This window comes from Amycolatopsis sp. M39, assembly GCF_001651785.1.
Lineage (GTDB): Bacteria > Actinomycetota > Actinomycetes > Mycobacteriales > Pseudonocardiaceae > Amycolatopsis > Amycolatopsis rubida.
In genome coordinates this window covers 60,524-73,324 of record NZ_LWSF01000003.1, presented here as the reverse complement: position 1 = coordinate 73,324, position 12,801 = coordinate 60,524, and the positions used below count along the sequence as shown (strand labels likewise).

At 69.6% G+C, this 12,801-nt stretch carries 9 protein-coding genes and 1 pseudogene; 4 read left to right on the top strand and 6 right to left on the bottom strand.

Features of this window, described 5'->3' with window-relative positions:
- Positions 1-81 precede the first annotated feature (81 nt).
- From A4R44_RS09135 to A4R44_RS45435, 4 genes and pseudogenes are all read right to left on the bottom strand, one after another.
- Positions 82-2,310, bottom strand: a complete 2,229-nt coding sequence (locus A4R44_RS09135; RefSeq protein ID WP_067578279.1) for an ADP-ribosylglycohydrolase family protein — start codon at positions 2,308-2,310, stop codon at positions 82-84.
- Positions 2,311-3,681, bottom strand: a complete 1,371-nt coding sequence (locus tag A4R44_RS09130; RefSeq protein ID WP_067578713.1) for a TNT domain-containing protein — start codon at positions 3,679-3,681, stop codon at positions 2,311-2,313.
- Between the two features lie 20 nt (positions 3,682-3,701).
- On the bottom strand, positions 3,702-4,004 hold the full coding sequence (locus tag A4R44_RS09125) for a hypothetical protein (protein ID WP_067578276.1): 303 nt from the start codon (positions 4,002-4,004) through the stop codon (positions 3,702-3,704).
- A 124-nt stretch (positions 4,005-4,128) separates the two neighbouring features.
- A pseudogene (locus A4R44_RS45435) lies at positions 4,129-5,133 on the bottom strand (MFS transporter); the annotation flags it as partial.
- Positions 5,134-5,877: 744 nt separating this feature from the next.
- Between A4R44_RS45435 and A4R44_RS09120 the strand changes: the two are divergent.
- A complete protein-coding gene (locus A4R44_RS09120; RefSeq protein WP_037809108.1) occupies positions 5,878-6,459 on the top strand; it encodes a YqgE/AlgH family protein in 582 nt (193 codons plus the stop codon).
- 1 nt (position 6,460) lies between these two features.
- On the opposite strand, the gene A4R44_RS09115 is transcribed toward A4R44_RS09120, so the two are convergent.
- Positions 6,461-6,880 (bottom strand): SdpI family protein, encoded by a 420-nt coding sequence (locus tag A4R44_RS09115; protein ID WP_067578274.1) that lies wholly within the window; start codon positions 6,878-6,880, stop codon positions 6,461-6,463.
- A 65-nt stretch (positions 6,881-6,945) separates the two neighbouring features.
- Between A4R44_RS09115 and A4R44_RS09110 the strand changes: the two genes are divergently transcribed.
- From A4R44_RS09110 to A4R44_RS09100, 3 genes are all read left to right on the top strand, one after another.
- Positions 6,946-8,106, top strand: coding sequence for an esterase-like activity of phytase family protein (locus A4R44_RS09110; RefSeq protein ID WP_067578272.1), 1,161 nt, complete (start codon positions 6,946-6,948; stop codon positions 8,104-8,106).
- 158 nt (positions 8,107-8,264) lie between these two features.
- The gene (leuS, locus tag A4R44_RS09105) at positions 8,265-11,165 is read left to right on the top strand and encodes a leucine--tRNA ligase (protein ID WP_067578270.1); all 2,901 of its coding nucleotides are present in this window, start codon (positions 8,265-8,267) and stop codon (positions 11,163-11,165) included.
- Between the two features lie 142 nt (positions 11,166-11,307).
- Positions 11,308-12,045, top strand: coding sequence for a 3-oxoacyl-ACP reductase family protein (locus A4R44_RS09100; RefSeq protein WP_067578268.1), 738 nt, complete (start codon positions 11,308-11,310; stop codon positions 12,043-12,045).
- Here A4R44_RS09100 and A4R44_RS09095 read toward each other — a convergent pair.
- Positions 12,042-12,779: a TetR/AcrR family transcriptional regulator gene (locus tag A4R44_RS09095; RefSeq protein ID WP_067578266.1), complete on the bottom strand. Its 738-nt coding sequence runs from the start codon at positions 12,777-12,779 to the stop codon at positions 12,042-12,044. The genes A4R44_RS09100 and A4R44_RS09095 overlap by 4 nt on opposite strands.
- Positions 12,780-12,801: the final 22 nt, after the last annotated feature.

Here is a 12,801-nt window from a genome sequence, read left to right as displayed (position 1 = left end):
TATCTGACCGTGTCACGACCCGACCATCGGTCACCGGAGACGGGAGAATATGCGCCCACAAATACCTGCTCGGGTGACCGATCAGTGCCGTGGGTAGCGCTGGACCCAGGCGTCGCCGAGGGCGTTCCGCGCCGAATGGCGGTCGAAATGCCACAGCGCGTCGGTCGCCACCTGTTCGATCAGGTGATGCAACTCAAGCTGTTCGACCCACTTCCGGGGCAGCCCGGGAACGCCCACCCGCGCGCCGAGCAGCGCACCGGTCAACGCGCCGGTGAGCGCGCTGCGGCCGGAGTGGTTCACCGCGCGCAGCATGGCCTGCTCCGGGTAGTTCTCGAAACCGGACAGTGCGGCGAACGCGCGGCCGAGGACGGACAGTGTGCTGTGTCCGTCGCCGATCAGCTCCGGCATCCGCAGGTCCGGCAGGCCGTGCTCGCCGAAGAACGGCACCGCTTCGGCCACCAGATCGCGCACCGGTCCCCACTCCGGGCCGTCGTGCTCGTCGAGGACCTCGCGGGACAGGTTCCAGACCGGGTAGCTGAACGAATCCTTCGTGAGCGCCTTCTCGAACACCCACGCCAGATAGGTCGCGGCGGCCACGTCGTCCGGCTGATGCGTCACGCCGGCCAGATCGCGCACGACCTGTCCGATGCCGCCGCTGAACCCGGTGCCCGGACCCGCCGCGGTCAGCACCGCGGGCAGCGCGCCGAGCAGCGCGGCCGGACCCGACAGCGGCGCGGCCTGCGGATCGCCGGTGACCAGCGCGTGGTACGCGTTGAGCTCGGCGTCGTCGATCGCGCGGCGGGCGTGCAGTTCGGGCACCTTGACCAGGAAACCGTCGGCGTTCTGGATCGCCGCGCCCTGGGTGTGCAGCCAGCGGCCCAGCGCGCCGCGGACCACGCCGGGGAACAGTTTTTCGACGTCGCGCGACTCCGGCTGTTCGCGGTGCGGGCTGCGGATCACCGCCTCGGTCAGGAAAAGCAGCCGCTGCGTCATCGAACCGATCCGGCCCGGCTGGTCGAACGCGAGCGGCAGGTCGCGGACGCCGTCTGGACCGTAGGTCGAGACGATCTCGTCCAGCCGCATCCGGTCGACGGCCGATCCGAGCGCCTCGCCGAGCGCGAAGCCGACCCACGCGCCGGTGACCCGCTGCCAGCCGTAACGGAAGTTCTCCAGGCTGATCTCGGGATACTTGCCGAACGTGTCGAGCTTCGGGACGATCCGGCCGCCGTTGTCCCAGGACGGCACGAGCCCGTTGGCGCGCAGGTCGTTCGGTCGCGAGCGGCTCGGCTCGGGCTGGTCGAACCGGCGCAGCCACGACCGGCCGAGGACGGTCTTGCGGCATTCGTCCGCGGTCAGCTCGAACCCGTGCCGCCGCGCGCGTTCCGCGGCCGCCTTCGGCACGTCGACCGGCTTGTCCAGCCCGATCCGGGCGGCGGTTTCGACGGCGAACTTCTCCAGGTCTTCTTCGATTTCCGGGCAGCGGCCGTTCTCGTCGACCCGCGGTTCTTGCCGGGGGAACCGCTTCGCGATCGTGGTCAGCTCGGCGCCGGCGACGTCCTCGAAGGTCGCCGGACCGCCGTTGATCACCAGGTTCGGCGGGTGTTCGAACTCGGCGAGTGTCGCCAAGTCGACCCGCCACCAGGCGTGCTCGCGGGCGGGCAGATGCCGGGTCGCGCTGAAGACGCGCAGCTCGTTGCGTTCCTCGGAGAAGTAGAACCGGTCGGTCGCGCCGGTTTTGAGGTCGAACGGCACGAAGACTTCGCAGCGCAGCAGGCCGATCAGCAGCTGTTCGCGCGAGAGCCAGCCGACGCTCGCGAACGCGAGGAGGGTTTCCAGCGGGTTTTCCGGCTTCGGGTAGCCGCGGCGGATCGGACCGGCCTTGTACTCGGGGTTCTCGCGTTCGTCACCGGTCTGGTGGCCGTCGTTGTCGACCTTCACCCAGCCCGCGACCGCGGGCAGCGGCACGCCGAGTTCGCCCAGCCCGGCCTTCGCGTACTCCGGGTCGACGACCTCGCGCCAGCTCTCCTGGCCCGGGTACGCGACCGGGGTGCTGAGCCCGCCCGGATGCGGGTGCGCCTGGCGCAGCTCCCCGTCCGGCTCGCGCACGAGCACCGACGGGGCGGGGAACAGCTCCTTGTCCGGACGGCCGTCGTCGAGGAACGCGACGGTGTTGTAGGGGATCGACCAGCCCTCGGGGACCCGCAGCACGCGGTCGCGGTCGACCCGGAGGCCGCCCGGCCCGGAGACCTCGGGGCCGTGCACGGCGCGCAACCACTTCCCGACCTTCTCCACCGCTTCCGCCGCTTCCACCTACTCGATCCTCTCCAGGCTTCCGTCGGACTCGTGTTCCGCGATCGGCTTGGGCAAGACGTACGCCACCGCGCCCCCGGGAAGGTTCGCCCAGGGCACCGTCACCCCGGTGATCACCTGGAGTGATCTTCGGAGGCGAAAAGTGCTGGTCATGCGCTCCCGTTCGAGTGGCAGGGACGTCGTCGCGAACCGTACCGCCTGGTGGTGGACCAGGTTGCCGGGTTCTTCGCCGAATCGCAGAACGACGGTACCTTCCGCCAACCGAGTGAGTCTCTTGTTCCGCAGCAGCGTGAGGGGAGGGTCACCCGGCGCGGGCTGGACCGGCCAGTCGGCGACTTCCCGCGCCGTTTCCAGCGGAGTTTCGCGGCCGCCGGTCGCGCGGGCAGGATGCATCAGGAGTGCGCCGAGCAGCTGCTGAGCGGCGTCTTCGAGGCGGGCGAAGGTCTGCTCGCGACCGTCCGGTGCGACGACTGCCCAACCGGCTTTGACCTGGTAGAGGCTCCATTTCCCGGCTTCCCGGTCGCCGAGGCAGCGGACGTCGGGCCAGATGCCGAAGGAGTCGAGCCGGTGGCTGAGGTGGGTCAGGAGGTCGGTGTCGGACAGGACTGGGTCCGGGTTGGTCTCCCGCTCCGCGGCGACGTCGCCCGCAGTCCGCTGGAGGTCCTTCGAGGCCGGTCGCGGGCGGGGCTTCCCAGCGAGGTCGGCTTCCGCCGTGCGGCGCACCAGATGGTCGACGTACGGCGGGTGAAAGCCCAGGTCGCGAATGTGCTGGAGCAGTTCGGGCTCGGGCGCGGTCCCGTGTTCGCGCAGCTGCTCGGCCACCTCGACCGGCCAGATCCAGGTGCCGTCGGTGCGGTGTCGTTCGCCGACCTCAGCCTCGCGTTCGAGGTACCGCAACACGAGGGGCAGTTCTTCCTCCGGCAGCCGTTCTCCGGTTCCGGAGGTGGCGTGCCGGAATTCGACGCCGAGCGGGAGTCCGACGTGCAGCCGCCACCAGTCGGGAAGGTGCTCGTCGTCGCGGGGAAAGGTGGTGAGTTCGGCGAGGTAAGCGGACGAATCGGGCGGCGTCGTCCACGGGGGCTCATCGTCGGTGAAGTAGTCGAAGTCGAACGCGCCGTCCGGGGTGAGCACGTAGCGCGCCTGAACCCAGGTGCCCCGGCCCGCTTGATACATCTCGGCGCGCAACGCGGTGAGCCGCTGGACCACCTCGGTGCTGGCGACGGTATTGCGGGCCTGCACCTCGAAATGGTCGCCGAGCTGGGCGAATCCGATCCCGGCCGGCGCGTCCGGATCGGCCCGGTGCGCCTTGATCAGCCGACCGATCTCGACGAGCACCCGCTGACCGGTACCCGTTGGTTCCACGTGAATCATTTCGTCCGGAGCGGACGACATCAGGACCCGCGACGGCGGTTCTGCGGAACCGTTCCGCGCGGACGGACGCGGCGCGGGGTCGGCCGCGGGGCAGGCATCGAGGAGCTGTGCTGCGGTTCGGGTGCGTCGGCCAGGTGCTGCACGAGCGCCTGGACGGTCAACGCGAGCTGCGCGGGGGTCGTCCGCTCGAAGGCGTCCGGGGCGAATTCGAGCCGCCCGAGCGTGCCGGCCGGTCCGGCGGTCGCGCGGACGAGTCCGTCCGGCGAGGTCAGGACAGCTGGAGCGGCGTCGAGACGGGCACGGTCGTCGCCGATGGTGCTCACGGTGGCCCCCCGTGTCGGTTGCGCGTGCCGAGATTAACTCGACCGGGTCACAAGTCACCCTAATGCCAGACGGTGAGTTACTCCCCCGTTTGGGTTCAACGGTTTGCGGCAGCGAATCGCCGGGACGTCGGCGGGCCAGCAGATATCCGGCCCCGCCCAGCAGATAGAGCGCGGTCGCGACCACCAGGAGCTCAGGCGAGTACTCGTTGTCCTTGACGAAGAGCGCCGCGAGCGAGACCGCCACCACCTGGGTGATGTTGAACAGCGTTCGTACAGCGCGAAGACCCGCCCCCGAGCCTCGTCCGCGACATCGAGCTGCACCGACGAGTCAACGGACAGCTTCACGACCTGCCCGGTCCCCACGATCAGGAACGACGCGATCAACGCCAACGGCAGCAGCATCGGCAACCCCAGCGCGGCCTGCGCGACCGCCGAAACGAGCAGCGATGCCAACACCGCCCGCGTCCGCCCAACCGACCGAATCAGCCGAGCCGTCACCAACCCCGCGACGAGAATGCCCGCCCCCGCACAAGCGACCAGTTGCCCAAGCCCAGGCAACCCCGCGCGGAAGATCCCGTCGTCGGCGAAGTAATTGCGCATCAGCAACACTGAGCAGCAACGAAATCCCATACGCCGCCCGGTGCGCGAACAACGCCACAAACCCAGCCGTGACCCGAGGCGCCCGCCACGCATGCCGAGCTCCGTCAGCAAGCCCCCGCGCAACCGCCACCACCGGATTGGCCGGCTCATCAACAACAGCCGGCCCCAGCGCTCCCTTGGCGAACCGATGCGCGAGAAACGCCGACCACAACGCCCCTGCCGCCGCGAACGCCGTAGTCTCCGCCGACCCGACATTCCCGGACCCGAACACCGCTCGCAACCCGATCGCGCACCGACCGCAATCGCCGACCCGAGCGTCGCCGCGACCGCATTAGCCGAAACCACCGCCGACGGCTTCACCCCATGCGGCAAGGCAGCAGACAACCCAGACCCGATGAACCGGCTGATCCCCTCGGCAAGCAACGCAAGCGAGAACAACCCGATCCCGCCTGCTCCAGCCCCCACCGCGACGACCGACGCCAAGATCGCCACCGCCCGCCCCCAGACTGGCGAGCACCAGCACCCGCCGCACAGTCGCCGACAACTGCACCCGCAAGAGACCCGAACGCACCACAGCGCCCCAACGAGACCGCAGATCGACAGGCGAGTGCACCGGATGTGGTGAGTTGTTGCTGACTAGCGGACCCGGACAATCGCAGCGCCCCGAAGCAACCAACGCCCACCCGCACCCGTGCAGGTCAGGCCGCTGGCCGCCAAGCCAACAGCGCCGCCCCGAAGCAACCAACGCCCACCCGCCCCGTTCGGGCCAGGTCGCTGGCCGCCGAGCCAACAGCGCCGCCCGAAGCAACCAACGCCCACCAGCGCCCGTGCAGGTCAGGTCGCTGGCCGCCGATTTGCCCTGCCGAACCAACAACGGAACCGACGCAACAAACCTCCACCAACACCAGCTCCCCAACCAAAGGGGCTTCCGCCCCCCGCCCACCCCGAAAGCCAAAAGGGGGCTCCGCCCCCACCCACCCCGAAAACCGCACCAAAGGCACCGCGGGGGCTCCGGGGGCTCGGCCCCCGGGCAACATGGCGCCGGTGACGGGGAAAGGTGCCGAAGGCACCGAACAGGAGGAGTGAACACCGGCGCACTCGTTTCGCCTCTCGGCGGCTTGGCGCAGTGCGGCTCCGGCCGGACCGGTATTCCACAAAGGCGGTTCTTCAGTGAGCCCGGGGGACACGAGTGCGCCGGCTCACTGTTCTCAACGGGGCGGGTGGTGCTGGTGTTCCCGTGCCGGGAGGATTTCCCGTGGCGGGTGATGGGATCATGGGTGGCGTGCCAGCGGACGCCGAGGTTGAACCGGGAACGCTCCTGGTCGCCGCACCCACGATGTTCGACCCGAACTTCAAGCGGACCGTGGTGTTCGTGATCGATCATCGGGCGGAGGGCACGCTCGGGGTGGTCTTGAACCGGCCGTCCGATGTTCCGGTGAACGACGTCCTGCCGGGGTGGGGCGCGCACGTCGCGGAGCCGCAGTCGGTGTTCGTCGGCGGGCCGGTCGACAAGAAGACCGCGCTTTGTCTCGCCGCGTTGCGGACTGGGGAGACCGCTTCCAGCGTGCCGGGAGTCGTCGCGGTGCGGGGGCCGGTCGCGCTGGTCGATCTGGACAGCGATCCCGAGGTGCTCGTGCCGAAGGTGCGGGGCGTGCGCGTGTTCGCGGGTTATGCCGGGTGGGATTCGGGGCAGCTCGCGGGCGAGATCGAGCGCGAGGACTGGGTGATCGTTCCCGCGTTGCCCAGCGACATTCTCGCGCCGCCCAGCCGTGATCTGTGGGGGCAGGTGCTGCGCCGCCAGGGGGTGCCGCTCGCGTTGCTGGCGACCCATCCTGGCGATTTGCAGCGGAACTGAGTTACGACTCGCTAGAGCTCCGCAGCACTCCGCAGCCGCCCGCGCCGCACGCGCAGCCGCTGCACCCGGCCGGTACCGGCGACGGAGCGGGCACGGTCAGGGCGGCTCGCGCACCCATCCGGGCTCCGGCGACGACCATCACCAGCAGGCCGAGCAGTCCGACGACCGCGGCGGCGACCAGGCCCGCGGTGGCGGGGATCGCGAGTCCGGCGAGTCCGCAGACGACCGCGGCCGCGCCTCCGGCCAGGGTCGGGATGCCTGCCACCCGGTTCGCCAGTTTGAAGGCCTCTTCGCTGCGCATCGAGGCTTCGGTCCGGACTCCGGCCCCGCTGGCCCTGCTCAGCCGTCCGCGCACGCCGAGGAAACCACCCCAGCCGACGACGACACCAAGGACGATCGGAACGAGCGCGATAGCGAACACCTCCTGAGGATAAGCGTGACCTCGCGGCAATGTCCCGGATACCCTCGTCGGCTGTGCTACGGGCCATGTCTTCGTCCACGCGACACCGGCTGCTCGCCGCCGCCGGGATCGTCACGCTGTCCTTGTTCATCCCCGCAACCGCGGCCGCCGCGCCGCGGCCGGTCCGGCTGCTCGGCGAGCAGCGGGTACCGCACAACTTGCAGTTCCAGCGCACCACCGTCGGCGGGTTGTCGTCGATCGACTTCGATCCGCGCACCGGCGGTTACGCCTTCGTCTGCGACGACCGGTCCGCGATCAACCCGGCGCGTTTCTACACCGCGAAGTTCGACGTCAGCGCGAAAGGTGTGGGTCCGGTCACCTTCACCGGCACGCATCCGCTGCTGCGCCCGGACGGCACGCCGTACCCGCCGCTCGCGAAGAACGACCCGGCCGCTCCCCAGAACGAGCAGACGATCGACCCCGAGGAACTGCGCGTCGACCCGAGGACCGGGCATTACGTCTGGTCGCAGGAAGGTGACCGGCTCGCCGATCAGCACCTGATCCAGCCGTCCATCCGCGAGGCCACCCGCGACGGGCACTACGTCCGCGACCTGCCGCTGCCCGCCAACGAGCGGATGACGCCGGAGGCCGGTCCGCGCCGCAATTACGTCCTCGAAGGTCTCGCCTACACCGGGTTCGGCACGCTGCTGGCCAGCGAGGTCGAGGCCCCGCTGCTGCAGGACGGGCCGCCGCCCACACCGACGTCGGGCGCGTTGTCGCGGATCACCCTGCAGAGCCGCTTCGGGCCGGTGCTCGCGCAGTACGCGTATCCGCAGGAGAAGCTTTTCGCCGAGCCGAAGCCCGCCACCGGGTTCGCCGACACCGGGGTTTCCTCGATGCTCGCGGTGAACCAGGCAGACCCGACGAAGTTCCTGATGATGGAGCGGTCCTTCGTCACCGGCGTCGGCAACAAGGTGCGCATCTTCGAAATCGACACCACCGGTGCGACGAACGTCCTCCACGCCTCGTCGCTGGCGACCGCGAAGCACGTCAAGCCGGTCAAGAAGAAGCTGCTCGCCGACCTCTCCGACCTTCCTCTCTCCACTGTGGACAACATCGAGGGGATGACCTGGGGCCCGGCGCTGCCGTCCGGGGAACGCAGTCTCGTGCTCGTGAGCGACAACAACTTCTCCGAGTCGCAAGTCACCCAGGTCGTCGCTTTGGCGGTCCCGTCGGAACGGCTTTGACCAGCGCGTTACGATGAGTGCGTGAACATGGCTCGGCTGCTCCTTGGCCTGCCGCGCTGACCTGGTCCGATGACCGGCTCGGCGCGGCGACCCCTCATGCCTTCTGGCTTGGGGGGTCGAGTTGTTTCTGGAGTGGCTCGACACGGAGGAAGACGGCGATGACAGGGTCTGACGAGGCCACCGGGGCCGCGGCGAAGAGTGCCGCGGACGCTGAGCACGCCCCGCCGTTCCGCTACACTGCGGAGCTGGCCGGGCAGATCGAGCAGCGCTGGCAGGACCACTGGTCCGACCATGGCACCTACCACGCGCCGAACCCGGCCGGCCCGCTCGCGGAAGCGGGCGAGCCGGTGCCCTCGGACAAGCTGTTCGTGCAGGACATGTTCCCGTACCCGTCCGGTTCCGGCCTGCACGTCGGGCACCCGCTGGGCTACATCGGCACCGACGTCTACGCGCGCTACCACCGGATGATCGGCCGGAACGTGCTGCACACGCTGGGCTACGACGCGTTCGGCCTGCCCGCCGAGCAGTACGCGGTGCAGACCGGCACGCATCCGCGCACCACGACCGAGCAGAACATCGCCACGATGCGCCGCCAGCTGAAGCGGCTGGGACTGGGCCACGACGAGCGCCGGTCGATCGAGACGATCGACCCGGACTACTACAAGTGGACCCAGTGGATCTTCCTGCAGATCTTCAACTCCTACTACGACTCCGACGCCCGCAAGGCGCGTCCGATCGAGGAGCTGGAGAAGGCGTACGCGGCGGGTGAGCGCGCGACGCCGGACGGCCGTCCGTGGGCCGAGCTGAGCGCCGTCGAGCAGCGCAAGATCATCGACGACCACCGGCTGGTCTACATCTCCGAGGCACCGGTGAACTGGGCTCCCGGCCTGGGCACCGTGGTCGCGAACGAGGAGGTGACCTCGGACGGCCGCAGCGACCGCGGCAACTTCCCGGTGTTCCGCAAGAGCCTGCGCCAGTGGATGATGCGGATCACCGCGTACGCCGACCGCCTGGTCGACGACCTGGACCTGCTGGACTGGCCGGACAAGGTCAAGTCCATGCAGCGCAACTGGGTGGGCCGCTCGCAGGGCGCGCGGGTCTCGTTCGCCGCGGGCTCACCGGAAAAGACTGAGAAGATCGAGGTCTTCACCACCCGTCCGGACACGCTGTTCGGCGCCACCTACATGGTGGTCGCGCCGGAGCACCCGCTGGTCGAAAAACTGACCGCGGCGCAGTGGCCGGGCGAGCACCCGGAAAGCTGGACCGGCGGTGCGGCCACGCCCGCCGAGGCCGTCGCCGCCTACCGGGCCGCCGCCTCCCGCAAGTCCGATCTGGACCGGCAGGAGAACAAGGAGAAGACCGGCGTCTTCACCGGCAGCTATGCGGTGAACCCGGTCAACGACAAGGAAATCCCGGTCTTCGTCGGCGACTACGTGCTGATGGGCTACGGCACCGGCGCGATCATGGCGGTGCCCGCACAGGACCAGCGCGACTACGACTTCGCGAAGAAGTTCGAGCTGGAGATCGTCCGTACGGTCGACCCCGGCGAGGGCTTCGAGGGCGAGGCGTTCACCGGCGACGGCCCGGCGATCAACTCCGCCAACGACACCGTCGACCTGAACGGCATGGGCGTGGCCGACGCCAAGAAGACGATCATCGCCTGGCTGGAGGACCGCGGCGCGGGCGAGGGCACCGTGCAGTACAAGCTGCGCGACTGGCTGTTCGCCCGCCAGCGCTACTGGGGCGAGCCGTTCCCGATCGTCTACGACGAGAACAACCTGCCGATCGCGCTGCCCGAAGACCAGCTGCCGGTCGTGCTGCCGGAGGTCGACGACTACTCGCCGAAGACCTTCGACCCAGACGACGCCGACTCCGAGCCGTCGCCGCCGTTGTCGCGTGCGAAGGACTGGGTCGAGGTGACCCTGGACCTGGGCGACGGGCCGAAGAAGTACCGCCGCGACACCAACGTCATGCCGCAGTGGGCCGGTTCCTGCTGGTACCAGCTGCGCTACGTCGACCCGACGAGCCAGGACGTGTTCTGCGCGCCGGAGAACGAGGCGTACTGGCTGGGCCCGCGCCCGGCCGAGCACGGCGGGGACGACCCGGGCGGCGTCGACCTGTACGTCGGCGGCGTCGAGCACGCGGTGCTGCACCTGCTGTACTCCCGGTTCTGGCACAAGGTGCTGTACGACCTGGGCCACGTGTCCTCTAAGGAGCCGTACCGCCGCCTGTTCAACCAGGGCTACATCGAGGCGTTCGCCTACACCGACAAGCGCGGCGTGTACGTGCCTGCTGAGGACGTCGTCGAGCGCGACGGCAAGTTCTTCTTCGGCGACGAAGAGGTCAAGCAGGAATACGGCAAGATGGGCAAGAGCCTGAAGAACGCCGTGACGCCGGACGAAATGTCGGACACCTACGGCGCGGACACCTTCCGCCTGTACGAGATGTCGATGGGTCCGCTGGACATGTCGCGGCCGTGGGCGACCAAGGACGTCGTCGGCGCGCACCGGTTCCTGCAGCGGCTGTGGCGGCTGCTGGTCGACGAGCAGACCGGCGAGCTGCGGGTTTCCGCGGACGAGGCGACCGAGGTGGACCGGAAACTGCTGCACCGCACCATCGCCGGGGTCCGCGAGGACTACGCGGAGATGCGGTTCAACACCGCGGGCGCGAAGCTGATCGAGCTGAACAACCACCTGACCAAGGCGTACGGCTCGGCCGCGGCGACCCCGCGCGAGCTGGCCGAACCGCTGGTGCTGCTGCTGGCTCCGCTGGCCCCGCACGTCGCCGAGGAGCTGTGGCACCGGATGGGCCACGCCGACTCGCTGGTGCACGGGCCGTTCCCGGTCGTGGACGAGAAGTACCTGGTCGAGGACTCGGTCGAGTACCCGATCCAGGTCAACGGCAAGGTCCGCTCGCGGATCACCGTGGCCGCGGACGCGAAGAACGACGCGGTGCGGGCGACCGCGCTGGCGGACGAGAAGATCGCCGCGCTGGTCGGCGACAAGACGCCGCGCAAGGTGATCGTGGTGCCGGGCCGGCTGGTCAACATCGTGCTCTGAGCTGACTCCGCACACCCGGCCCGGGACCGCACAGTCCCGGGCCGGTCGTGTCTCCCCGACCGTCACGGCCGAAAGACGCCAGCTTCGTCCGTCCCACCCCGCTTCTATTGAGGGGCAAGGGAAACACACCGAAAGGACGGACATGGACCTCGACGGCAAAGTGGCGCTGGTGACTGGTGGGAGCCGCGGAATCGGTGCGGCGACGGCACTGCGGCTCGCCGAGGCTGGGGCGGACGTGGTGCTCACCTACGCGGTGAACGCCGAGCAGGCAGCGGGCGTGGTCGACCGGATCAAGGCGCTCGGCCGGCGCGCGCTCGCGGTCGGTGCGGACAGCGCGGATTCGGCGGCGGTCGAAGCCGCGGTGGAAGCGGCGGTCGCCGAGTTCGGGCGGCTGGACGTGCTGGTCAACAACGCGGGTGTCGGTTTCGTCGGGCCGCTGGAGCAGACCGGGATGGACGATGTCGACCGCGTGCTGGCGGTGAACGTGCGCGGCGTGCTGGCCGCGACCAAGGCGGCGGCCAAACATCTGCGCGAGGGCGGCCGGGTGATCACCATCGGCAGCTGCGTGACCGATCGCGTGCCGGGGCCGGGGATGGTGCTGTACGCGGTCAGCAAGTCCGCGATGGTCGGGCTGACCAAGGCGCTGGCCCGCGAACTGGCGGCGAACGGCGTGACGGTGAACCTGGTGCACCCGGGGCCGACCGACACCGAAATGAACCCGGCCGACGGCCCGTACGCCGCGGACCAGGCGTCGATGACCGCGGCCGGCCGGTACGGCAATCCGGCGGAAGTCGCTGCCGCGGTGGCCTTCCTGGCCTCGCCGGACAGTGCCTACATCACCGCCGCGACCCTTTCGGTCGACGGCGGGCACGCGGCCTAGTCCGAGTAGAGGCCGACGTCGCGGGCGAGGTCGGTGAGCATGGCCTCGAACAGGACGTCCGGTTTGGACACCGGGATCGGGTAGTTGCCGAACACCTCAAGGGTGACGTGGCCGTAGAGCCGCGCCCAGAAGGTGATCATCAGGTAGGTGAGCCCGAGATCCAGCTTCTCCGGCGGGATTTCCCGCCCGGACTCCTTGAGCACCGTCAGCAGATCCTGCTGGAACGCGGTGAGGTCGTCGCGGAGTTCGGGCGGGACCACGTCGTTCGGCGGCATGACCAGGTCGTGCTGGGCGAGCACATGTCCGGCCGCGGCGAGGAAGATCCGGCCGAACGGCTCGTCGAGCCTGTGCAGCGCGCTGCCGGTCGCGGTGCCGGTGGCCCCGGTCGGCGACGCGAACACCAGGGTGAATTCCTTGGTGTGGGTCAGTGCCCAGCGGCGGAACCCTTTGCAGATCTGGAACAGCTGCAGCAGGCCCTCGTCCTTCAGCTCCGCGATGTCCTCGGCGATTTCGGCGGCGAGGTCGGTGCAGACGTCGAGGCGGAGGCTTTCCAGCAGGTCGTCGCGGGATTCGTAGTAGCGGTAGAGAGCCGGTGCGGTGATCCCCAGCTCCCGGGCGATGGCCCGCAGCGTGACGGCTTCCGGGCCCTGGCCGACCAGCAGGTTCCGCGCGGTCCGGCGGATGTCGGATTCGGTAGCCGCTCGCGCGCGACCCCTGCGTGTGGGGCTGCTCATCTGGGCAGTCTAGGTGGTCTGG